This window comes from Xanthobacter sp. DMC12 (genome assembly GCF_056314105.1).
The window spans coordinates 1,182,209-1,204,645 of sequence record NZ_JBQUYZ010000001.1 but is presented as its reverse complement, the minus strand read 5'-3'; the positions used below and the strand labels follow the sequence as shown (position 1 = coordinate 1,204,645).

Below are 22,437 nucleotides of genomic sequence, written 5' to 3'. Positions count from 1 at the left end.
GAGCGCGGCGTTTCCGTTCCGGCATCGATTTGTCCTGAAGCGGTGTCCTAATCTTCCGGTGCTTCACGCCCCGAGGAGAATTGGATGACCGAGGTTTCCCGCCGGACCCTTCTGGCCGGCACGGCCGGCATCGCCGGCACCCTGGCCGGCATGGGGGGCGCCGCCGCCCAGACGCCCGCCCAGACTCCGGCCAAGACTCCGGCCCAGCCCGACGCAGCCAAAACCGAACCGACGAAGACAACCGGCCCCATGCAGGTTCCAAGCGCCTATCGCTACAAGGTCGGCGACGTGGTCGTGACGGCCATCTCCGATGGCATGCGGACGATCCCGCTCTCCGACACCTTCGTGCGCAACCAGCCGAAGGACGCGGTGAACGCGGCCCTGAAGAAGGCCTATCTGCCGGAAAATCAGGTGCCCATCTCCTTCACCGTCCTGCTGCTGGACATCGGCGGGCGGAAGGTGCTGGTGGATACCGGCAACGGCGGGCAGGCCGGCCCCGTGGGCCTGGTGCGCTCGACCCTTGAGGATCTGGAGATCGATCCCGCCTCCATCGATCAGGTGGTGATCTCCCACTTCCATCAGGACCACATCAACGGCCTCCTCCTCGCCGACGGCACGCCGGCCTATCCCAAGGCGCAGCTGATGGTGCCGGAGAAGGAATGGGCGTTCTGGATGGACGACGGCCAGATGAGCCGCGCCCCGGATGGCCTCAAGCCCGGCTTCCAGAACGTGCGGCGGGTGTTCAAGCCCTTCGAGGGCAAGGTGGAGCACTACGCCTGGGACAAGGAGTTGGCGCCGGGCCTCAAGGCGGTCGGCACGCCGGGCCATACGCCGGGGCATACGTCCTTCGAACTGGAGTCGGGCTTCGACACCCTCTTCATCCAGTCCGACATCACAAACCTGCCCGCGCTGTTCGTGGCCAATCCCGGCTGGCACGCCGCGTTCGACATGGATGCCGCAGCGGCCGAGGCAGTGCGGCGCAAGACCTACGACCGGCTCGCGGCGGAGCGCATCCTGGTGGCGGGCTATCACTTCCCGTTCCCCGGCGCCGCCTACATCGAGAAGAAGGGCGACGGCTACCGCTACCAGCCGATCTATTGGCGCCCGGTGCTGTGAGGGCAGGGCGGCGGGGGCTTCAGCCCGCCGCCGCCACCTCGCCGGCGATCCAGGCGAGATAGGCCGGCAGGCCGCCTTCCAGCGGCAGCACGACGATGGCGGGCACGTCATAGGGATGGGCGGAGCGCACGGCCTCCACCACCTCGGCGGCCCGCTCGGCGGTGGTCTTCAGCATCATGACCGCCTCGGTGCCGCGCTCGATCTTCCCCTCCCAGCGGTAGATGGAGACCATCTCCGGCAGGATGTTGGCGCAGGCCACGAGCCGCGCCTCCACTAGGGCGCGGCCCATCTCCTCGGCCTCCGCGACGCTCGGGAAGGTGGCGTAGACGATGCGCGCGGGCATAAGCTCCTCCGGGGTCGCGCGGCGGGCAAGGCTGCCGATGCGCTTCCGCCGCGACCCTACCATCCCGCCCGGCGCCTCGACAGATTGCGGCGGGACCGCTAGACCGTACCCGGCCCCTTCCGCTCCCGGCCCGCCGACCGGACGATCCTCCTGACCGACGCACCGATGAGCGAACCCCGTTTCCAGCGCATCGCCTTCGTTTCCAGCCAGACGCCCGAGGCCGAGGCCGCGCGCGAGCGCCTCGTCGCCCGCTACGGTCTGGTGGCGGAGGAGGACGCCGACGTGGTGGTCGCCCTCGGCGGCGACGGCCTGATGCTCCAGACGCTCCACCGCTTCCGCGAACGCACCCTGCCCATCTACGGCATGCACCGCGGCTCGGTGGGCTTCCTGATGAACACCTTCCGCGAGGAAGGGCTGGTGGAGCGCCTCACCGCCGCCCAGCAGGTGACCATCCATCCGCTGATGATGGAGGCCGTGACCTCCAACGGCATGCGCCACCGCGCGCCGGCCTTCAACGAGGTGTCCCTGCTGCGCCAGTCCTATCAGGCGGCGAAGCTGCGCATCTCCATCGACGGCAAGATGCGGCTGGAGGAGCTGATCTGCGACGGCATCATCGTCGCGACCCCGGCCGGCTCCACCGCCTACAACCTCTCCGCCCACGGACCGATCCTGCCGCTGGGCACGGCGCTTCTGGCGCTGACCCCCATCTCGCCCTTCCGCCCCCGCCGCTGGCGCGGCGCGCTGGTGCCGGACCGCGCGCGCATCGACATCGCCGTGATGGAGGCCGACAAGCGCCCGGTGAGCGCGGCGGCCGACCATTTCGAGGTGCGCGACATCATCGCCGTCTCCGCGCGGCTCGATACCACCTCCTCCGTGGACATGCTGTTCGACCCCGACCATGGTCTCGACGAACGCATCCTGCGCGAGCAGTTCGTCTACTGACGCCCCGGGCGCCGGCGAGCCATGGTCTTCTCCTCCGTCACCTTCCTGTTCTATTTCCTGCCGGCCTTCCTGCTGTGCTACTTCGCGACCCCCGGCGTGCGCGCGAAGAACATGGTTCTGCTGGCCTTCTCGCTGGTGTTCTACGCCTGGGGCGGCATCGCCAACGTGCTCGTGCTGGCGGCCTCCATCGTCGGCAACTACTTCCTCGCCCTCGCCATCGACGGCCGCAGCGAACGCTGGCGGCTGCGCGTGCTCGGCCTTGCGGTGGCGGCGAACCTCGCGGGCCTCATCGCCTTCAAATATTCCGGCTTCCTGGCGCAGAATTTCAACGTGCTGCTGGCGCCGGCGGGCCTCGCGCTGCCGGTGGTGCATCCGGCGCTGCCGCTCGGCATCTCCTTCTTCACCTTCCACGCCATCTCCTACCTCGTGGACGTGTACCGCCGGAAAGCCGCGGCCAACGGGCGGTTCGAGGAGATCGCGGTCTACATCACCATGTTCCCGCAGCTGGTGGCCGGACCCATCGTCCGCTACTCCACCATCCACCGGCGCATCCGGCAGCGGCGCACCACGCTCGGCCGCGTCTCGGCGGGCCTGCGCATCTTCGTCATCGGCCTATCGTGGAAGGTGCTGATCGCCGACGAGGTGGCCCCAGTGGTGGCGGCGGTGTTCGACCACACCTCGACGCCCAATCTCGGCGAGGCATGGCTGGGCGTCACCGCCTATGCGCTGCAGATCTATTTCGACTTCGGCGGCTATTCCAACATGGCCATCGGCCTCGCCATCGCCATGGGGCTGAAGTTCCCGCGCAACTTCAACCTGCCCTATGGCGCGCGCTCGATCTCGGATTTCTGGCGCCGCTGGCACATGAGCCTGTCGAGCTGGTTCCGCGACTATCTCTACATCCCCCTCGGCGGCAACCGGCACGGCCATCTGCACACGGCGGCGAACCTCTGGACCGTCTTCCTGCTCTGCGGCCTGTGGCACGGGGCGAGTTGGACCTTCGTGATCTGGGGCGCCCACCACGGCACTTTCCTGGTGCTGGAGCGCACCCGCTTCGGCGCGTGGATGAAGACGGCGCCGCGCCTCCTCTCCCACCTCTACGTGCTGCTGGTGGTGCTCACCGGCTGGGTGTGGTTCCGCGCCGACAGCCTGCCGCAGGCGCTGGAGCTGTTCCAGGGGCTCGTGGGGATGAACGGCGCCGGCTATCTTTCCGCCCAGCTGGAGGTGGAGCTGAAGCCGGTGACGCTGGCCATCCTGGTGCTGGCATGGCCGCTCGCCATGTTCGGCCTGCCGCGCCCCGGCGGACGCACGATGGCGCCGAAGACGCGCCTCGCGGTGTTTGGCGCGGTAGACACGCTCGTGGTGTGGGGCCTGTTCGTGCTCTGCGTGCTCTCGGTGGGGGCGGCGACCTATTCGCCGTTCCTGTACTTCCGCTTCTAGACGAGGAGGGACGCCATGCCGCTTCTGATGTCCTTCCGCCGCTGGTGGGCGGTGATCTTCTTCGCCATCCTCACCCTGCCCACCATCGGCCTCATCGCGCCGGACCTGCCGGCGCCGCTGCGCACCGTGGCCGCACCCGAGGCGCGCTGGTGGGAGGATGCGGCGCGCCGGCTCGATCCCTACATCAACAACGTTTTCGGCTTCCGCGGCGCGGTGCTCACCGCCCACCGCTCCTATGTGCGCTTCATCGGCGACACCCAGGGCGACCTCGCGCTGAAGGGCGAGAACGGCTCTCTCTTCCTGAAGGACGAGCACGCGCTGGAGCAGTCGCTCGGCCAATTGGTGCGGCCGGAGGCGGTGACGAGCATCGTCTCGCTCGCCGAGCGCATGAACGCCTACATGAAGGCCCATGGCGGCCGCTTCGTGGTGCTCATCCCGCCCAACGGCCACACCACCAATTTCGAGAACCTGCCCGCCTATGCCCGGCGCCTGAAGGTTTCTCCCACCGAGTATGATCTCGTGGCGGAGAAGATGAAGGCGGCCGGCATCACCTTCGTGGACATGCGCCCCATCCTCGCCGAGGCGAAGAAAACCGGGCCGGTGCACTGGCGCTACGACACCCACTGGAACCAGCGCGGCCAACTCCTCGGCTTCAACGCCGCCATGGCCGCCGCCGGCCGTCCTGATCTGGAAGTGAAGCCGGAGGACGCCCTCGGCCCGCCGGAGCCGCGCCTCACCGGCGACCTCCTGCGCGCGACCGGCTCCCCAGTACCCAACCCGCCGGACGTGATGTTCCCGCCCAAGGGGCCCATGGTGGCGCCGAAGGACCCGAAGCTCATCCCCGGCATCTTCAAGCCGGTTCCGGACAACGACCCCTTCCAGCCCTATGCCATCGACACGGGCCATGCCGGGCCGCGCATCATGGTCATCGGCGACAGCTTCTCCCAAGGGTCCTGGCGTGGCCTCGGTGTGTCGCAGGCGTCGGCCTATGCGTGGATGCACCACCGCTATTGCCGCTTCGAGATGGGCGCCGTCGAGAAGTTCAAACCCGACATCCTCATCTACGCGCCCACCGAGCGCGCCATGCCCTGCAAGGGCACGCCGACGGAGTGAGCTCCGGCGGCGCGGTGATGCTCATCGTGCGGGCGTGGAAAACTGCTGCTGGATGCCTTCCACCCCGTCCTCCGTCACGCGCCAGGCGGGTGCGCCGGCCTTGACGGTGAAGATGTCGAGCAGCACGGCATTGGCGGGGCCGCTGTTCACCCCCGACATGGGCTTGCCCGAGGGCATCGCATAGCACTGTCCTGCCACCGCCTTCGCGGGGGCGGCGCCTTCGAGGTACAGCGTCATTTCCCCTTCGATGACGCAGGTCATCCCCCCGTCGTCATGAAAATGGATGGGCGCCCGCGTGCCGGGCGCCCGCACCGTGCGATAGATGATGGTTTCGCGGCCCTCGCCGTCCGGCTGGCGGAAGATCTCCCTGGAGTCCAGCGCGCGGGTCGGCTTTCCCGGCAACTCGGCCGCGGTGATGCCGGCATGCCCCTGATGGAGCGTGACGGGTGCTTCCGCAAAAGCATTGGTGGCAAGGAGGGCCATGGCGGAGAGGCACAGCCCCCCACACCACTCCCTTGCCGCTCGATTTGCGCGACGGGGGTTCGGCGACTGACTCGGCATATGGGTTGTGTCCACGATGAGGGGAACGCGGGGGCGGGAGGCGGCGGTGCCCGGGCTCAGGCCTTCGGCGTCCGCGCCTTCAAATCCATGCCGCCACCCGGCGGGCGCTCGCGTTCGGTGAGTTCCTCGACCCAGGCGTAGTCGAGATAGCCGCAGCGGGCGAGGGACTTCATGACCCGCATGTCCACCCGCCCGTCCACGATGGCGGCGTCGTCCACATAGACGCCGACGATCTCGCCGATGATCATGTGCTGGTCGGGCTGTGTGCCATCTCTGCCTTTCGGCCGGAAGGTCTCCACATAGACGCATTCGAGCGCGCAGGGGCTGGCCGCCACGCGCGGGGGCTTCACGAGGCGCGAGGGCGTGCGCTCCAGGCCCACGAGGTCGAATTCGCTGACATCGCGCGGTGCGGGGGCGGAGGTGAGGTTCACCGCATCCACGAGGTCGAGGGTGGCGAGGTTGCAGACGAACTCGCCGGTGGCCTCGATGTTGGCCGCGCTGTCCTTGCGTCCGGCGGACGAGAACATCACCAGCGGCGGCGCCTCGCAGATCAGGTTGAAGAAGGAATAGGGGGCGAGGTTCGCCACGCCCTCGGGCGTAAGCGAGGAGATCCAGCCGATGGGGCGGGGCGCGACGATGGCCTTCAGCGGCGAGAAGGGCAGGCCGTGATTGCGCTTGGACGGCTCGTAGAACATTGCGGGGCAGATCCTGATCCGGAAGATCGCGGACCATAGCCGCTCCGCTTGCCCGGCGGCAGATATACTCACGCATGGCGCGCGCCCCAGCCCGGCGCCACCCGCGCCCGCGCTCGGCGCGGGCCTATCCCAGCGCCACCATCGTGGAGGAGATGTCCTCCAGCGCCCGCTCGGCGGCCTCCGTGCCAGCGGCGATGGCCTCCTTCGCCCGCTGGAACTCGAACAGGCCGATGCGGCCGAGCTTGGGGGAGAGCATCACGTCCGGCGGATCGCCGGCGAGGCGCGAGCGGGCGATGCGGTCCTGGGTGATGTTGAAGGCGTCGATCATCACCGTGGTCAGGCCGCGCGGGCCGTCGCCGGACGGGCCGGCGAAGAACTGCCGGCGCAGCCGGTCGGGGCTAAGGATGCCGGCGAGGCCGTCCTTCTTCTCGGCCACCGCCATCTCGGCGACGCGCTCCACCACCCCGCCATGGTCCTGGATGACCGTGCCGCGGCCGAAGACGTCGGCATTGAGGTTCACCGCGATCACCATGCGCGCGCCCATGGCGCGGGCGGCGGAGACCGGCACCGGGTTCACCAGCGCCCCGTCCATCAGCCAGCGCCCGCCCACCTTCACCGGGGTGAAGATGCCGGGCAGGGCGTAGGAGGCGCGGATGGCGTCCACGAAGTCGCCGCGGGTGAGCCAGATCTCGTGGCCCGTGCCCAGCTCCGTCGCGATGGCGGCGAACACGATGGGCAGGTCCTCGATGGCGATGCCGCCCACGTTCCGGCGCATCAGCTCCACGAGGCGGCGGCCGCCGATGAGGCCGGCGGCGCCGAGGTTGAAATCGAGCAGGCCGAGCACGTTCCGCTTGGTGAGGCTGAGCGCCCACTCCTCCAGCGTGTCGAGCTTGCCAGCGGCCCAGATGCCGCCCACCACCGCGCCGATGGAGGTGCCCGCCACCACCGAGGGGCGGATGCCCGCCCGGTCGAGCGCCTTCAGCACGCCGATATGGGCAAAGCCGCGCGCCGCCCCGCCCCCGAGCGCGAGGCCGATGGCCGGGCCGTTGGGCACCGACGTGCGCGGCGCCGCGTGGGCGGGCGTGCCGAGATCGGGCGGGCCGGAATCGGGGGGCTGCGGCGCGGGGCTGGTCGCGGAAGAGGTCGCAGCTTTGGGGGCGGCCGCTGCGGTGGAGGGGCCGGAACGCCAGTGGAGGGACTGAAACATCGACGCCTCCCGTCGCGCCGCCAGGCTGGCGCCGTGGGAGGATAACCTCCACCGGCACCGAAGCGTTTCCGGCGCTCCGCTACATTGGCGATTCGATTACTAAAGTCTGGTGTCCGAAGCGTGGCACCCGTCCGGCGCGTTTTGAGCCGGCCCTATGGCGGGCTTCGGCGGCGCGCGGCGGAAGGCGCCTCGCCGAAATGGCGGCGGAACTGGCGGTTGAAGGTGGAGAGGTCGCGGAAGCCGGCCTCGAAGGCGAGGTCGGCGATGCGCCGGTGGGCGTGGCGCGGATCCTCGATCATCCGCCGCAGCCATTCCATCCTGAGCCGCGTGACGTGGGCGGAGAAGGTCTCGCCGTCCTCCTCGAACAGAAGCTGCACATAGCGCGCGCTGATGCCGAGCTGGGTGCCGATGGTGGCCGCCGACAGGTCGGGGTGGTGGAGCGCGGCCCGGGTCGCGGCCTTGGCGGCGGCGAGGCGGGCGGCCTTCACGCTGCTGCGTCCGGACGCGTCATGCCCGGGCGCTCCACGTCTCAGCGCCAAGGCGGCGAGCTCGGCCAGCTGCCCGGCCACCACACGGCCGGCCTCCGCGAAGCCGATGTGCTGGCGCTCGACCAGCTCGGCATAGCCGAACATCAGGTCGAGCGCGGGCTCGCCCGGAGCGAGCCGCACCATGTTCAGGTCATCAAGGTTGGGCACCAGGGTCCGCAGCAGGCTGCGCGAGACCTGCACCGTGCGGAACCGGGTGTCGGGCTGGATGATGGAGGATGAGCGCTGGCCGAGGGTCCACACGCCGGTCTCGCCCGCACCCACTTCCATCTCGCGGCCATCGGGCGTGGTGACGCGATAGGCCCGCTCGGCACGGCAGATGGTCAGGTCGTCGATGCCGTCGCCGAGCAGCGCGGCGGTTCGGGTCGAGACCATGGCGCTGGCCTGCCCCCGCGCCACCAGGGCGCCCGGCAGGTCAAGGAAGCTCACCGAGACGCGGAAGGGATCGTCGGGGGCCGGCGCGAGGTCGAGGCCGGTCAGCACGGGGCCGTAGAATTCGCGCACAAAGGCCATGCGCTCGGCCTCCGGCACGTCGGCGGTGTTGAACCGCACCGGGGCAAGGACGCTGGCTTGGGCGGCAGCCGGGGCAGTGGCTTGGGGCATCGGATCGGGGCTTGGCTTCTGGTCCGGACGGCGGCAGCGGCCCTTGGGGCCGTCTGTCTGTCGTCGAGGAGGTCGCGGCGATCGCCTCCTGAAGGGGGAGGAGATGTCGCGGGGCGAAGATCGCAGGGGAAGCTTTGCCGCGTCAATGTCACTAACTGGTCGGAAGGCGTCGGCGGCGCGCTTTTTCCAAAGCGGGCGAGAGGCGATTCGCGCCGTGCACAGGACCGGGTGCGCGCAGTGCCGAGAAACGCGCCGGGGAATGGCGGATAAGAACGTGCGGGCCACACAGGCGCAGCCGTCAGGGCGACCGCCTGAAAACCTCCGCTGCCGGTGCAGTGCTCCCGTCCGCCCAGCCCCCGCAGGCGACGGGCGGCACTGCGCCGGCGTTTCCGACGCGATCGAGAGCGTGGCCACCGGCGCCGGACGGTGATCCGGCGGTGGTCTGCGGTGTCAGTGATCGTGGCCGTCGTGACCCTTGCCGTAGACGGCGGCGGGATCGAAGCGCGGGGTGTCGCCGGTGAAGGCGAGGCGGGTCGCCTCGGAGGGCGCGGCACCGATGGGCACCGAGCGATAGAAGCAGGAGCGGCGGCCGGTGTGGCAGGCGGCGCCCGTGCCGCCCATCTCCACCTTGATGACGACTGCATCCTGATCGCAGTCGATCAGCATCTGCCGCACCTTCTGCGTGTGGCCGGAGGTTTCGCCCTTCTTCCAGAGCTTGCCGCGCGAGCGGGAGAAATAGTGCGCCTCGCCCGTCGCCATGGTGAGGGCGAGGGCCTCCGCATTCATATGGGCGAGCATCAGCACCTCGCCGGTCTCCGCGTCGACGGCGACGCAGGTGACGAGGCCGTTGGCGTCGAAGCGCGGGGAGAGGATCGTGTCCTCCTCCAGCGCGGCGCCCTTGCCGGCGGTGGGGAAGGTGAAGGCGGGGGTGTCGGCGCTCATTCGCTGGACTCTTTCGCTCGCGTGTCGGGCGCTCCCGCTGCGGCAGGAACGCCCTTCGGCGGCGGTCCTGCGTCAGCCCTTGGAGCGCACCAAAGTGATGAAGCGCACCTGCTCGGCCGGGTCATCCCGGAACACGCCGGTGAACTGCGTCGTAAGGGTGGAGACCCCCTGCTTGGTGATGCCGCGCATGGACATGCACATGTGCTCGGCCTCGATCATCACCGCCACGCCGCGGGGGCGCAGGCCCTCGTCGAGGGCGTTGGTGATCTGCGAGGTCAGGTGCTCCTGCGTCTGCAGCCGCCGGGCGAAGATGTCCACCACCCGCGCGATCTTGGACAGGCCGACCACCCGCTCCACCGGGAAATAGGCGATGTGCGCCTTGCCCACGAACGGCACCATGTGGTGCTCGCAATGGGAATGGAAGGGGATGTCGCGCACCAGCACGAAATCGTCGAAGGTGCCGATCTCGCCGAAGGTGCGATCGAGCAACTCGTAGGCATCCTCGCCATAGCCGGAGAACAGCTCGTCGTAGGCCTTCACCACGCGCTTCGGCGTGTCGAGCAGGCCCTCGCGCGCCGGGTCCTCGCCGATATAGGCGAGCAGCGTCTTCACCGCGGCTTCCGCCTCGGCCCGTGTGGGTCGGGGGCTGCCGTCGGAGAGGGGCGGGTGAACCTTGGGGAGGGCAGGGGCACCGTCTGCCGCGGGCGCGCGGAGAACCGCCGCAGCCTTGGCCTTCAGCTGACGCTCCCGCTCCTCGTTCTCGGCCTGCGCCTTGAACAACTTGACTACCGCGTCCATGACCAACTCCGTTCGACCCGCCCTCACCGGAGACCGGGAAAGGCGGGAGTGTCACCGGTTGTCGGCTCGCTTGCGCGGTGTCGCTCAAACCGCGCCCCGCCGGACCTGCCGGCGGCGGCTTTGCCGTCCGTTTCAAAAATGAAGGCCCAATGCAGGGCCCAAGTTCCATGATGGGGCCGAAGGGGCGTTTTCGCAAGGGTGAGGCGGCTCAACTTACCGCATCGAGGTTTTATGGCACCATCGGCCAGGCTTCGGTCGCACGCCTTTGCGTCCGTTGGTCCCGTCTCTATATAAGAACGGAACGCCCGCGCGACAGGCTCACAGGCTCCGTCCGCGCCGCCCGATTGGTTCGCCCATGATCAACGACGTCTACAATGCCCGCATCCTCGCCCTCGCCGCGGACATTCCGCGCCTCGGCCGGCTCCCCGCGCCGCAGGCGAGCGCGCGGGCGCATTCGCGGCTGTGCGGCTCCACCGTCACCATCGATCTGGTGATGGACGGGGACAAGGTGGCCGACTTCGCCCATGAAGTGCGCGCCTGCGCCCTCGGGCAGGCGTCCTCCTCCCTCATGGCGAGCCACATCGTTGGCGCCAGCGCGCAGGAGCTGCGCGAGGTGCGCGACACCATGTGGAAGATGTTGCGGGAGAACGGCCCGCCGCCCACTGGCCGCTGGGAGAACTTCAAGGTGCTGGAGCCGGTGCGCGACTACAAGGCGCGCCATGCCTCCACCATGCTCACCTTCGATGCGGTGGTGGACGCCATCGGCCAGATCGAGGCCGCGCGCGCGGCGGCGGAATAGCCCTCCGGCCTCAGCCCACGGCCCATTCCTCGGCCCGCCGCGTCTCGATGGCGGCGATGGCTTCCTCCGCCGCCTGATCGAACGCCGTCTCCAGCGCGGGATTGATGCCGCGCAGGCCCGCCGCCACCGCCCGCGACCATTCCACATAGGCGCGGGCGCGCGACTGGGGCCAGTCCTCCGGCGGGTCGTCGGTGAGGGAGCGCAGGTTGCAGGTTTTGTCGGCGAGCTTCAGCAGCTTGCCGCGGGAGGTGAGTTGGGGCGCGTGCTCCACCTGCAGCCGCTTGCGCTCGGCGGAGGAGAGGTCCTTGTCGTCCGTCACCTCCATGACGAGGCCGGCGATGTCCGCGCCGAAGGTGGCGGCGATCTCCTCCGGCGCCACGCCCTGGTCCTCCACTACGTCGTGGAGCAGCGCGGCGGCGACGAGGTTGGGGTCGGCGCCCCCGGTCGCCTCGCTCACGAGCAGCGCGACCTCCACGAGGTGGTTCACATAAGGCTGCGCCCGCTTTCCCTTCCGCCGCTGGTCGGTGTGGCGCAGCGTCGCGAAGGCGAGGGCGCGCATCACCACGGACAAGGGCGGGACGGAAGGGGTGGGCGGGAAGACATCAGGCATCGTCGATCACCTCGCGCGTGAGCATAGCCCCCAAAAGCGGGCGCCGCGCGGGTCGCCGGGACCAGCTCGGCCCCGACTTCGACATGAAGGCTGGATACCCGCATGTCGAACCCGAAGCGTGGCGATTGTGGGGCGATGCGGGACAGAGGCGGATATGGCGGTGGATGACAGCGGGCTGAAGGAGACGGCCGGGCCGGCGCGCCACATCGGTGCGCAGCTTGCCCGCGCCCCGCGCCTCGCCTTGCGCGGGCTCATCCTCGTCTATCGCTACACCTTCTCCGCCTTCATGGGCCGGCAATGCCGCTATCTGCCCACCTGCTCGGAATATGCGGAGGAGGCGGTGATGCGCCACGGCGCGCTGCCCGGTGCGGTGATGGCCACCGCCCGCATCTGCCGCTGCAATCCCTGGGGCGGGCATGGCTATGACCCGGTGCCGAAGTGCCTACCCACGGGCGGGCGCTGGTACAGGCCGTGGGCCTACGGCATCTGGCGCACGCCGAAGGAGTCCGACGCGGAGGAGTAAGGCTCCGCGCGGGCCGTCAATTCCGGCGCACCGCCGTGGGCATCGGCGTCGCGGGCGCCGTGGGGGCGGGCGCGGCGGTCGGGGCAGGGGCGGTTTGTGCGGCTGCGGGAACGGGCGCTGCGGCGGGGCCGGCGTCGGTGAGCTTCACCTCGGCCTCCTTGAACATGCGCTCCAGCGCCGCCAGCCGTTCGGCCGAACGGGGCGAGAGGGTCACCGGCCGCTCGCTGTCGGCGAGGCCGGGCACGTTCATGCTGGCGGGCGGCTCGTCGAGCTTGGGGATGGGCGTGGTGACGCCGGGGATCGGCTTGATCTCGATGCCCTGGTGGGCATAGGCCATCACCTTCTGCCACGTCAGGGCCGGCAAGGTGCCGCCGGTCATCTTGTTCATCACCGCATAATCGTCGTTGCCGAACCACACGCCGCAGACATAATTGCCGGTGAAGCCCATGAACCAGGCATCGCGATAGGAATTGGTGGTGCCGGTCTTGCCCGCCACCTTGGCGTTGGGCAGGCGGGCGCGGCGGCCGGTGCCGTTCTCCACCACGTTGTTCATCATGTCGTTGATGTCGTAGAGCGCCTGCTGCGGGATGATCTGCACCGGCTTGGGGGCGTCGCGGTCGAACCGCCAGACCACGTCGCCATTGCCGATGCGCATCTCCACCACCGCGTGGGGATAGACGCTCTTGCCGCCGTTCGCGAACACCGAATAGGCGGTGGTGGCGTCGAACAGCGTCACCTCGGCGGCGCCCAGCGGCAGCGGCGCGGAGATGGGCAGCGGCGTGCGGATGCCCATCTGGTGGGCGAGGTCCACGATCTTCTTGCGGCCGAACTTCTCGGCGAGGCGCACCGCCACCGTGTTCAGCGAGTGCTGGAGCGCGGTCTTGAGGGTGATGGAGCCCATGTAGGAGCGCCCATAGTTCTGCGGGCACCAGTTGCCGAGACAGATGGGCGCGTCCTGCACGATGGTGTTCGGCCGGTAGCCGTTCATCAGCGCCACCGTGTAGACGTAGGGCTTGAACGAGGAGCCGGGCTGGCGCAAGGCGTCGGTGGCGCGATTGAACTGGCTCTCGCCATAGTCGCGCCCGCCCACCAGGGCGCGCAGGGTACCGTTGGGCTCCATCACCACGATGGAGCCCTGCTTCACCTTGTAGTCGCGGCCGAACTCGTTGAGCGAGGATTCCAGCGCCGCGTCCGCCACCTTCTGGATGTTGGGGTCGAGGCCCGTGCGGACGATGAAATTGCGCTCGATGACGGAGGGCGGCAGCTGGTCCACCAGCTTCTTCACCTCGCCGAAGGCGTAGTCGAGATAGAAGTCCGGCACCTCGTCGTCGCGGCGGTCCACCGGCGTCGCTGGGTTGCGCCGGGCGCCGAACACCTGGCCCTCGGTCATGAATCCGGCCTCGACCAGGTTGTCGAGCACGGTGGAGGCGCGGGCGCGGGCGGCCGGCAAATTGATGTGCGGGGCGTATTTGGACGGCGCCTTGAACAGGCCCGCCAGCATGGCGGCCTCGGCGAGGTTCACCTCCTTCACCGACTTGCCGAAATAATAGCGCGCCGCCGCATCCACGCCGTAGGCGCCGCCGCCGAGGTAGGCGCGGTCGAGATAGAGCTTGAGGATCTGGCTCTTGGAGAGGCGCGCCTCCAGCCAGATGGCCAGAAAGGCTTCCTTGATCTTGCGCTCGATGGTGCGCTCGTTGGACAGGAACAGGTTCTTGGCGAGCTGCTGGGTGAGCGAGGAGCCGCCCTGCCGCACGCCGCCCGCCTTGGCATTGGTGACGAGGGCGCGGGCCGTGCCGGCGACGTCGATGCCCCAATGCTCGTAAAATCGCCGGTCTTCGGTGGCGAGCGTCGCCTTGATGAGGTTGTCCGGGATGTCTTCCAGCGGGATGGTGTCGTTCTGCTTGACGCCGCGTTCGCCGATGGAATTGCCGTAGCGGTCGAGGAAGGTGACGGCGAGCTCCGTGCGCTTCAGCCAGTCGTCGGACGTCTCGCGGAAAGCCGGCATGGCGAGCGCCAGCATGACCATGGCGCCGGCCACGCCCAGCGTGAAGCCTTCCGAGGCCGCGCCAATGGCCCAGCGACCCACGCCCGTGACATTGAACCGCTCGGTGAAGGCGGCGTAGGCGGAGAGGATGTTGCGCGTGCGGGCGCCGAGGCTGAACAGCGAGCTGTCTAGCAGCGCGTCGAAATCGAGCATCAGCCCGCGCAGGCGCTCGAGGAGGGAAGGACGCTTGCGCTCGGTCACGGTGCGGGCTCTGGTCTTTCTGAACGATGGCCCGATGGCGCCCCCGCGCCGCGACCGGACCTTAAGCCCTATATAGCGTTCCCCGGCTGCGGGCGCGAGCCTCCCGCGGCCTTCTCCGGGGCGCTCCCCTGCGTCAGGCCGCCGAGCGCTCCGGCAGCTCGAACGTCCCGTCCGGGCTCAGGCGATCCACGATCACCGGCAGGAAGCGCGCCATCAGTCCGGGCAAGGGCGCGGCCGGCAGGTTGAAGGCCGCGGCCAGCTCAGCGATGCGCTCCTGGCCGAGCGCCGCGACGATGGCGCCCGCGTCCACCGGCGTGTTCGGGCCGTCAGCGATCCAGCTGTCCAGCGCATCCGAAAGGCCGCCGGCGCGCAGCGCGTCGGCGAATCCCTCCAGACCGCCGAAGCTGGTGCCAGCCATGGTCCGGTCGATCCAGCCGGGGAGGGCGGTGACGGCCGGGCTGTTCAGGAGGCCGTCCAGCAGGCCGCCCACCGTGCCGCTTTTCCGGATCTGGCCGACGACGCTCGAAACGAGACCGCCGATCATCTGGTCGAACAGGGCCATGACGCCTCCGCAATCTGGGATCACGGGAGGCATCAAACACCCGCGCCGGTTAGAAGGGCGTGAACGAGCGCGGACGGTTCAGCCACAGGGGATCGGGCACGAAGGGCGGGGCCGGCATCCACAGGATGGCCTGCTCCTGCGCGACGGCGATCTGCGCCCGGCTCATCTTGGAGGCGACCGCATCGCGGATGCGGGTGAAGGTGTCGCGTTCCTGCTTTCCGGCCCGGGCGGCGGCGAGGATCAGCCATTTCTGCGAGAGCACCACGTCCACGGGCACGCCGCGGCCCTTGTCGTAGGCGAGACCGAACAGATATTGCGCGGTGGGATCGCCCTGCTCGGCGGCGCAGCCGTACCACTGGGCGGCGACCACAAAGTCCTGCGGCACGCCCTTTCCCGTCTCATAGAGGTAGCCGACCATCCCCTGCGCCTTCGCATCCCCCTGCCAGGCGAGGGGGATGAGCAGCGCGGCGGCGGTCACGTAGTCGCCCTTCGCGTAGGCCGCGTAGGCGCGGGACTGGGTGCCGTCCTTGCTGCCGGCCATCGCTGGCCCGCAGAGCGCGAACACCAGCGCCAGCGCGACGGCCGCGTGGCGAAAGGCTTTCCGAAACACGGTCCGTTCCGGGCGCAAGGTCTCTTCCAGAGGCATGGCTCAGCTCGCCTTGAGGAGGAGGGCGTCGATCATGAAGGCGATCCACACCGCCGGCGCGAGGAACAGGCCGAACGGCAGCCGCCCGTCGAACCGCAGCGCCCGGCCGCTCGCGCGGCGGCGCAGGGCATAGGCGAGGAGCGCGGAGAGGGCCGCGATCTCGATGGCGAGGGGGATGGCCGTCACCTCCAGCCACACGCCCGCCAGCACCGCCAGCTTCACGTCGCCGAGGCCCAGCCCGTCGCGTCCGCGCAGCGCGCGATATCCCGTGCGCAGGCCGAAGAAGAGCAGGCCGAGGAGGAGGCCGCGCGCGCCGGCGGCGACCAGACATTCCGTAACGTCGTCAGCGACGAGCGCCGCATAGGCGAGGCCGAGGGCGATGCCGGCGGCGTTCAGGGCATCGGGAATGAGGAAGTGCCGCGCATCGATGACGGCGACGGCCGCGAGCACCGGCACCAGAGCGGCGAGGGGCAGGCCGGCGGGAAGGCCGGCCACTGTGAGGCTCGCGCCCATGGCGGCGAGGCAGACGGCCGCGAGGGCGGTCGCCTCGGCCCGGCTGGCGGCACGCGGAGGGGCGCCGAGACCCGTCAGGCGCTCCCCCATCGCATCTGCGGCGTCGGCCATGGCGGGCCTCACCGGTTGATGAGCGGCTGCGGGCCGCCCGGCAACACGCCAACCGATCCCTTCAGCTTGGCGCGCAATTCCTCAGCCACCGTGTGGGCATCCATGTTGTCGCGGATGATCTGCGGGCGGATGAAGATGATCAGCTCAGTGCGCTTCACCGTGGTGTCCTTGTGGGCGAAGGCATCGCCCACGCCCGGGATCTGGTCCAGCACCGGCACGCCCTGGCGCACGCCGTCGCTGCGCTCGCTGATGAGGCCGGCGAGCAGCACGGTCTGCCCGCTGGTCACCGCGATGGTGCTCTTCACCCGGCGCTGGGAGACCGTGGGGGTGAGGGTCGAGCTGTCGGAGGACGAGCCGTTGGTGGTCGGCTGCTTGGTGACGTTGCTGATCTCCTGCTCCACGTCGAGCCGGACCTGCCCGTTCACGTTCACCCGCGGCGTCACATGCAGGATGATGCCGGTGTTCTTGTATTCAATGGTGTTCACCACCGTGTTGGAGGAGGTGAGCACGGTGGCGCTGCCGGTGGAGACCGGCACCTCGTCGCCCACCTGAAGGGTCGCCTTCTGGTTGTCCACCACCACCACGGAGGGATTGGACAGCACCTTCACGTCGGTGACGGTGTGCAGGGCGTCGAGGATGGCCTTGGGCTGGTTCTCGCGGCCGATCAAAAGGTTGAAGCCCGGCAGCACGCGGTTGATGGCCTGGTTGGTGATCTCGCTGGAGAGCGTGTTCACCGCCGAGCCGTTGTTGCGCCCGAGGCCCAGGTCCTTGCTGGTCAGGAAGAACTGCACGCCATAGGCGAGCTGGTCGTTGAGCGTGACCTCCGCCACCGTCGCCTCGATGGCCACCTGCAGCTGCGGCTGGTCGAGCTGGAGCAGGGTGCGCTCGATAATCTTGTAGTTCTCCTGGCTCGCATAGATGAGCAGGGAGTTGTTCACCTGATCGGCGGTGATCCGGATGCCGGAGAGGATGGCGCCGCCGGCACCCGAGGGGCCGGAGCCCCCCTGCAGCTCGTTGTCGGTCTCGCCCCGGTTCACCGGCTGGGCATTCTGGCCGTTCTGGCCCTGGTTCTGCTGCGGCGTCTGGCCGAGGCGCTGCTGCACCGACATGGGCCCGTTCGAGCCGCCGCCGTTGGATGACGCCGAGGCGCCGGAGCCTGGCGCGATCTGGTTGGAGGCCTGGTCCAGCCCCTGCGAGGAGGTACCGTTGAACAATTCGTTCAGCACGCGCGCGGTCTGGCGGGCATCGCCGTAGCGCAGGCGGTAGACGCGCACGCCCACCGAGCTGTCGGAACGGTCGAGCCGCTCGATCCAGGTGGCGGCGGTGCGCAGCAGCTCCGGCTTCTTGGCCACCACCATCACCGAGTTCATCCGGTTGATGGCCTGGAACTTCACCAGCTTGTGGCTGAGCCCGCCCTCGCCGGAATCCAGCAGCGTCTCCAGCTCGGTGATGAGCGGTTCCGGCGCGCTGTTGCGCAGCGGGTAGATGCCCACGGACTGGCCACGCATCCAGTCGGCGTCGAAGGAGAGGGCGGTGTTGATGGCCGCCTGCCGCTCCTGCGCGGTGCCCTGGATGAGCAGGACGTTGCGGCCCGGATCGACCCGCACCATGCCGGCCCGGGTGGCGAAGCTGTCGATGACCGGCATCAGCGTCTCGGCCGAGACGTAGCGCAGCGGCACCACCGAGACGCCGTAGCCGGGCTCCGGCCGCGATGTGCCGACATCGGTGGCGCCGGAGCCGGCGGCCTCGGTGAGCGGCATCAGCTGGTAGCCGGAGGAATCCTTGACGAGGGCGATGCCATTGGCGCGCAGGGCACTCTCCAGCACGTAGGCGAGATCGGTGCGGGCAACGGGCCGCGCCGAGGACAAGCTGATGGTGCCCTGGACCCTCGGATCGATGATGACGTTGGCGCCGAGGATGTCGGTGAGCACCACCTTGGCGACGGTGGTCACCGGCGTGTTCTCGAAGTTGAGATCGTATCCGCCATCAGCTCCGCGTTGTGCGGTGCCGGCCGCGCCGACCGACGCCGGGTCGGCCACCGGCTGCGCGCCGGGGGTTGCGAAATATTCGATCGGCTGACGATTGTCGGACGGCTGTTGCGGCTGAGCCACAGGCTGCATGGGTTTCGGCGACAGGTCGATGTTGCGGACCTGGTCGAATGTGCTCTGGGGCTTGGTGTCGTCCATGATGCCCGAGCAGCCGGACAGGACCGCGGCGAAGAGGATCGCGCACGTCAATACGAGAGTGCCCGGTCGTGGGCTCGACCGGCCGCGCCAATCCTCAGTCACGCATCACCTGATACTTCCGAACGCAGGAACCGCGCGGCCCAAGAACCGCGCGGCCAAGAAGCCGCGGAATCCGATAGCCGCATACAAGGGCCGCTGGTCGCGGGCGCGCGCCAGACGACCCTCGGCGCGCATCCTTTAGCGACTGCATGTGACGGATATATAAGGGTTGACGGGGCGCGCTGCCAAGCTTCAGTTAGTTGGCTATGGCCGGTTCGGCGTCCCGTGCCGATGTCGTGACATTGTCATCACGGTGACGCGCGAGCGTCACGGGAGCCGGGAATACCAGCCGGCGGCCGGGCGGCCCCGTCTGGGCAGCCTGCTCTGGGCCTACGATGGACCCGCAAATTGCTTTCCGGGGGCAACCTTCGTCGGTGATGCGGCCCATGTTAATAGCAGCAAAGGTCCAGCTGCAGAATAGCGTCGCTGGATTGCACTGCTGGATTTGAATGCTGGCTTTCGGGGGCGCGGGCATGAGCGGGGAGGGGGGCGGCGATTTCCTGAGCTTCCTCGCCGCGAACGGGCACGTACATCCGGCCGGTGACGGGCCGGCGGGAACGCTCGCCCGTCCGCTGCGCCAGGTCTGGGAGGCGAGCGAGCTGACCGCCGGCGATTTCGCCGACGCCGTCGCCGGCTTCTACCGTCTGCCCCGCATCGCCCTGCCGGAGCTGATGGCGGCGCCATCCCTCGTTTCCCACTTCACCCCGCGCTTCCTGCGCGAGATGACGGTGCTGCCCTTCCGGGCGGCGGACGGCACGGCCTGCCTTGCCGTGGGCGATCCCACGGACGAGACGGTGGTGCGGGCGGCGGAGATCGTGCTGGGGAGCAAGGTGACGCTGGCCGTCGCCTCCTTCGAGGACATCGCCACCGCCTTGGCCGAACGGCTCGGCGCCGACGAAGCGGCCGCCCGCGAGGCCGCAGGCCCCGCCACGGCGCGGGCCGAGGACGACATCGACAGCCTGCGCGACCTCGCCTCCGGCGCGCCGGTGGTGCGGGCGGTGAACGACCTGTTCGACAAGGCCATGGAACTGCGCGCCAGCGACATCCATATCGGCCCCTTCCGCACCGGACTTGAGGTGCGCCTGCGCATCGACGGCATGCTGCGCCCCATCCATGCGCTGGCCGACGTGCTGCCGCAGGCGGTCATCTCGCGCATCAAGATCCTCGCCGGCCTCGACATCGCCGAGCGCCGCCTGCCGCAGGATGGCGCGGCGCGCCTGAAGCTCGGGCGGGACGAGATCGACGTGCGCGTCGCCATCATGCCCACCCAGCATGGGGAAAGCGCCGTCATCCGCCTTCTGGCGCGCGACCGGGGCGTGCTCACCGTGGACAAATTGGGTCTCGCCCCCCACGACCGCGAGACGCTGATGAAGCTGCTCGCGCTGCCACACGGCATGGTGGTCGTCACCGGCCCCACCGGCTCGGGCAAGACGACCACGCTCGCCACCATCCTCTCGGTGCTGAACGAGCCCACGCGCAAGATCCTCACCATCGAGGACCCGGTGGAGTACGAGATCCGCGGCGTGTTCCAGTCGCAGGTGCGCCCGCAGATCGGGCTCACCTTCGCGGCGGCGCTGCGCTCCTTCCTGCGCCAGGACCCGGACGTCATCATGGTGGGCGAGGTGCGCGACCCGGAGACGGCGCACATCGCCGTCCACGCCGCGCTCACCGGCCATCTGGTGCTCACCACCCTCCACACCGACACCGCCGCCGCTTCCGTGCCGCGCCTGCTGGACCTCGGCGTGGAGGGCTTCCTGCTGAAGTCCACATTGCGCGCGGTCATCGCCCAGCGCCTCGTTCGCCAGCTGTGCGAACGCTGCAAGCGGCCGCATACCCTTTCGGCTAGCGATGTGCGGGACGACCCGCGTTATGCCGCCCTCGGCCTCAAGGCGGGCGAGACGGTTTACGAGCCGGTGGGCTGCGAGCGCTGCGGCGGGGCGGGCTATCGCGGGCGTATCGGCGTGTTCGAGGTGCTCACCCTCTCGGACGAGATCCGCGAGATGATCGATCGGCACGCCGGCGCCGCCGCCCTCGACCGTGCCGCCATCGCCGGCGGCATGACCACCATGCTCGACGATGGCGTCGCCAAATGCCGCGCCGGCCTCACCTCGGCCGCCGAGGTGCTGCGCGTGACCACGGTGCGCTGAGCTGATGGCCACCTTCTCCTATCGGGCCCTCACCCAGGCCGGGCAGATGGTGAGCGGCGAGATCTCCGCCCCCACCGAGGCCGAGGTGCGCCGCCGCATCGAATTCCTCGGCCTCGTGCCGGTGGAGACGACGCCGCTGAAGGAGAAGAAGGAAAGCGCCTTCGGATTCACCTTCGGCGCGCCCAAGGCCGAGGATGTGACCCTCTTCACCCGCGACCTCGCCTTGCTGCTGCGTGCGGGCGCGCGGCTCGACGAGGCGCTGGAGCTGCTCACCGGCGACACGGACCTCGGCCGCATGCGCGCCGTCGCCCGCAAGATCCGCGCGGATGTGCTGGCCGGCGAGAGCCTGGCGGAGGCGCTGGCATCCCATCCCAGGCTGTTCCCGCCGGTGTATGTGGCGCTGGTGAAGGTGGGCGAAGCCTCGGGCACCGTGGACCGGATGCTGGAACTGGTGGCCGCCGAGCGCCAAAGGGCCGAGGAGCTGCGCCGCAAGGTGGTGTCGGCGCTGCAATATCCCGCCTTCGTGCTGGTGGCGGCAGGTGGCGTGCTCGTCTTCTTCCTCATGTTCGTGATGCCGCAATTCTCCTCCGTGCTGCGCGACATGGGGGCGAAGCTCGATCCCATGGTGCAGGTGCTGCTGGACCTGTCGGACGGATTGCAGGCCCACGCCGCCGCCGTGGGCATCGCGGCGGTGGTGCTGCCGGCCCTCGCGTTCCTCGCGCTGCGACGCAAGGAGGTGCGCGGTGCGGTGACGGGCACGCTGTCCAAGCTGCCGCTGGTGCGCACGGTGCTCCTGTTCCGCCGCTCGGCCGTGTTCTGCCGCAACCTCTCCATCCTGCTCGGCAACGGCGTGACGCTGACCGCCGCGCTGCGCATCATCGTGGACGTGATGGCGGCGGGGGAGGAAGCCTCCGTCTGGGCCAAGGCGGCGGACCGGGTGCGCCATGGCGGGCGATTGTCCGACGCCTTCGCCGAGGGCGACGTGCTCCCGCCCATGGCCATCCGCATGCTGCGCCTCGGCGAGGAAACCGGCCAACTGGCCCTGCTCTCCGGCCGCATCGCCGATTTCTACGAGGAAAAGCTCCAGCGCGCCCTCGCCAGGATGGTCGCGGTCATCGGCCCGGCCGCGATCGTCACCATTTCGGTGGTGGTGGGCGGGCTCATCGTCTCGGTCATGACCGCGTTGCTGTCGGTCAGCCAAAGCATCGGGTGACGAAACGTGAATCAAGGTCCAGCCCCCATGATGGCCAATGCCCCGTCCCGCTCCCGCCGCCGGAAGAGCGAGGGCGGCTACACGCTGGTGGAACTGCTGGTGGTCATCACCATCATCGGCCTCATCGTCGCCCTGGTGGGGCCGCGGGTGCTCGGCTATCTCGGCGACAGCAAGGTGAAGACGGCGAAGATCCAGATCCAGGGCTTCTCTAGCGCCCTCGACCTCTTCTATCTCGACGCCGGCCGCTATCCCTCCTCGTCGGAAGGGCTGAACGCGCTGGTGCAGCGGCCGGGCAACGTCTCCACCTGGAACGGGCCGTACCTGAAAGGCGGCACCGTGCCGGTCGACCCCTGGGGCAAGGCCTACATCTATCGCGCGCCCGGCCAGCACGGGCCGTTCGATATCGTCTCCCTCGGCTCCGACGGGCAGGAGGGCGGCACCGGCAATGCCGCCGACATCACGAGCTGGGCGCGCTGAG

22 protein-coding genes are annotated in these 22,437 nt (G+C 69.4%); 9 read left to right on the top strand and 13 right to left on the bottom strand.

Annotation, left to right across the window (positions count from 1 at the left end):
• The first annotated feature begins 84 nt into the window (after positions 1–84).
• Complete coding sequence (locus ACT535_RS05585) at positions 85–1,116, top strand: MBL fold metallo-hydrolase (protein WP_476363615.1); 1,032 nt, start codon at positions 85–87, stop codon at positions 1,114–1,116.
• Between the two features lie 19 nt (positions 1,117–1,135).
• On the opposite strand, the gene cutA is transcribed toward ACT535_RS05585, so the two are convergent.
• Entirely contained in the window at positions 1,136–1,459 is a 324-nt protein-coding gene (gene cutA / locus ACT535_RS05580) for a divalent-cation tolerance protein CutA (protein WP_476363614.1), read from the bottom strand.
• A 165-nt stretch (positions 1,460–1,624) separates the two neighbouring features.
• Here cutA and ACT535_RS05575 point away from each other — a divergent pair, with 165 nt between their 5' ends.
• The 3 genes from ACT535_RS05575 to ACT535_RS05565 are packed head-to-tail and all read left to right on the top strand — an operon-like array spanning position 1,625 to position 4,954.
• The gene (locus tag ACT535_RS05575; RefSeq protein WP_168460566.1) at positions 1,625–2,401 is read left to right on the top strand and encodes an NAD kinase; all 777 of its coding nucleotides are present in this window, start codon (positions 1,625–1,627) and stop codon (positions 2,399–2,401) included.
• A 21-nt stretch (positions 2,402–2,422) separates the two neighbouring features.
• Positions 2,423–3,841 (top strand): MBOAT family O-acyltransferase, encoded by a 1,419-nt coding sequence (locus tag ACT535_RS05570; RefSeq protein WP_476363613.1) that lies wholly within the window; start codon positions 2,423–2,425, stop codon positions 3,839–3,841.
• A gap of 15 nt (positions 3,842–3,856) precedes the next feature.
• The gene (locus ACT535_RS05565) at positions 3,857–4,954 is read left to right on the top strand and encodes an alginate O-acetyltransferase AlgX-related protein (protein WP_476363612.1); all 1,098 of its coding nucleotides are present in this window, start codon (positions 3,857–3,859) and stop codon (positions 4,952–4,954) included.
• A 21-nt stretch (positions 4,955–4,975) separates the two neighbouring features.
• Here ACT535_RS05565 and ACT535_RS05560 read toward each other — a convergent pair whose 3' ends face one another.
• The 6 genes from ACT535_RS05560 to folE form a co-directional block, all read right to left on the bottom strand.
• Positions 4,976–5,437, bottom strand: coding sequence for a cupin domain-containing protein (locus tag ACT535_RS05560; RefSeq protein WP_476363611.1), 462 nt, complete (start codon positions 5,435–5,437; stop codon positions 4,976–4,978).
• 134 nt (positions 5,438–5,571) lie between these two features.
• Positions 5,572–6,210, bottom strand: a complete 639-nt coding sequence (locus ACT535_RS05555) for a flavin reductase family protein (RefSeq protein WP_476363610.1) — start codon at positions 6,208–6,210, stop codon at positions 5,572–5,574.
• Between the two features lie 124 nt (positions 6,211–6,334).
• Positions 6,335–7,417 (bottom strand): patatin-like phospholipase family protein, encoded by a 1,083-nt coding sequence (locus ACT535_RS05550; RefSeq protein ID WP_476363609.1) that lies wholly within the window; start codon positions 7,415–7,417, stop codon positions 6,335–6,337.
• A 152-nt stretch (positions 7,418–7,569) separates the two neighbouring features.
• Positions 7,570–8,565 (bottom strand): helix-turn-helix transcriptional regulator, encoded by a 996-nt coding sequence (locus ACT535_RS05545; protein WP_476363608.1) that lies wholly within the window; start codon positions 8,563–8,565, stop codon positions 7,570–7,572.
• 450 nt (positions 8,566–9,015) lie between these two features.
• Positions 9,016–9,507 carry a phosphoribosyl-AMP cyclohydrolase gene (gene hisI / locus ACT535_RS05540; protein ID WP_476363607.1) on the bottom strand — a complete coding sequence of 164 codons (492 nt, stop codon included), beginning with the start codon at positions 9,505–9,507 and terminating at the stop codon, positions 9,016–9,018.
• Positions 9,508–9,579: 72 nt separating this feature from the next.
• Positions 9,580–10,305 (bottom strand): GTP cyclohydrolase I FolE, encoded by a 726-nt coding sequence (gene folE, locus ACT535_RS05535; protein ID WP_476363606.1) that lies wholly within the window; start codon positions 10,303–10,305, stop codon positions 9,580–9,582.
• Between the two features lie 355 nt (positions 10,306–10,660).
• Here folE and ACT535_RS05530 point away from each other — a divergent pair, with 355 nt between their 5' ends.
• Entirely contained in the window at positions 10,661–11,104 is a 444-nt protein-coding gene (locus tag ACT535_RS05530) for an iron-sulfur cluster assembly scaffold protein (RefSeq protein ID WP_476363605.1), read from the top strand.
• Positions 11,105–11,114: 10 nt separating this feature from the next.
• Here ACT535_RS05530 and ACT535_RS05525 read toward each other — a convergent pair whose 3' ends face one another.
• Positions 11,115–11,714, bottom strand: a complete 600-nt coding sequence (locus tag ACT535_RS05525) for an HD domain-containing protein (RefSeq protein WP_476363604.1) — start codon at positions 11,712–11,714, stop codon at positions 11,115–11,117.
• A gap of 154 nt (positions 11,715–11,868) precedes the next feature.
• Here ACT535_RS05525 and yidD point away from each other — a divergent pair, with 154 nt between their 5' ends.
• Positions 11,869–12,237, top strand: coding sequence for a membrane protein insertion efficiency factor YidD (yidD, locus tag ACT535_RS05520; protein ID WP_476363603.1), 369 nt, complete (start codon positions 11,869–11,871; stop codon positions 12,235–12,237).
• Positions 12,238–12,253: 16 nt separating this feature from the next.
• Here yidD and ACT535_RS05515 read toward each other — a convergent pair whose 3' ends face one another.
• The 5 genes from ACT535_RS05515 to gspD all read right to left on the bottom strand — a co-directional run bounded on the left by ACT535_RS05515 (position 12,254) and on the right by gspD (position 18,500).
• Positions 12,254–14,434 (bottom strand): transglycosylase domain-containing protein, encoded by a 2,181-nt coding sequence (locus ACT535_RS05515; RefSeq protein WP_476363997.1) that lies wholly within the window; start codon positions 14,432–14,434, stop codon positions 12,254–12,256.
• A gap of 181 nt (positions 14,435–14,615) precedes the next feature.
• A complete protein-coding gene (locus ACT535_RS05510; RefSeq protein ID WP_168460521.1) occupies positions 14,616–15,044 on the bottom strand; it encodes a YidB family protein in 429 nt (142 codons plus the stop codon).
• Between the two features lie 49 nt (positions 15,045–15,093).
• Positions 15,094–15,654 (bottom strand): tetratricopeptide repeat protein, encoded by a 561-nt coding sequence (locus ACT535_RS05505; protein WP_476363602.1) that lies wholly within the window; start codon positions 15,652–15,654, stop codon positions 15,094–15,096.
• Between the two features lie 39 nt (positions 15,655–15,693).
• Positions 15,694–16,314 (bottom strand): prepilin peptidase, encoded by a 621-nt coding sequence (locus tag ACT535_RS05500; RefSeq protein ID WP_476363601.1) that lies wholly within the window; start codon positions 16,312–16,314, stop codon positions 15,694–15,696.
• 8 nt (positions 16,315–16,322) lie between these two features.
• The gene (gene gspD / locus ACT535_RS05495; RefSeq protein ID WP_168461182.1) at positions 16,323–18,500 is read right to left on the bottom strand and encodes a type II secretion system secretin GspD; all 2,178 of its coding nucleotides are present in this window, start codon (positions 18,498–18,500) and stop codon (positions 16,323–16,325) included.
• A gap of 572 nt (positions 18,501–19,072) precedes the next feature.
• Here gspD and ACT535_RS05490 point away from each other — a divergent pair.
• The 3 genes from ACT535_RS05490 to gspG are packed head-to-tail and all read left to right on the top strand — an operon-like array spanning position 19,073 to position 22,436.
• Positions 19,073–20,746, top strand: a complete 1,674-nt coding sequence (locus tag ACT535_RS05490) for a GspE/PulE family protein (protein ID WP_476363600.1) — start codon at positions 19,073–19,075, stop codon at positions 20,744–20,746.
• 4 nt (positions 20,747–20,750) lie between these two features.
• The gene (locus tag ACT535_RS05485; protein WP_476363599.1) at positions 20,751–21,959 is read left to right on the top strand and encodes a type II secretion system F family protein; all 1,209 of its coding nucleotides are present in this window, start codon (positions 20,751–20,753) and stop codon (positions 21,957–21,959) included.
• 27 nt (positions 21,960–21,986) lie between these two features.
• The gene (gspG, locus tag ACT535_RS05480) at positions 21,987–22,436 is read left to right on the top strand and encodes a type II secretion system major pseudopilin GspG (protein ID WP_476363598.1); all 450 of its coding nucleotides are present in this window, start codon (positions 21,987–21,989) and stop codon (positions 22,434–22,436) included.
• Position 22,437: the final 1 nt, after the last annotated feature.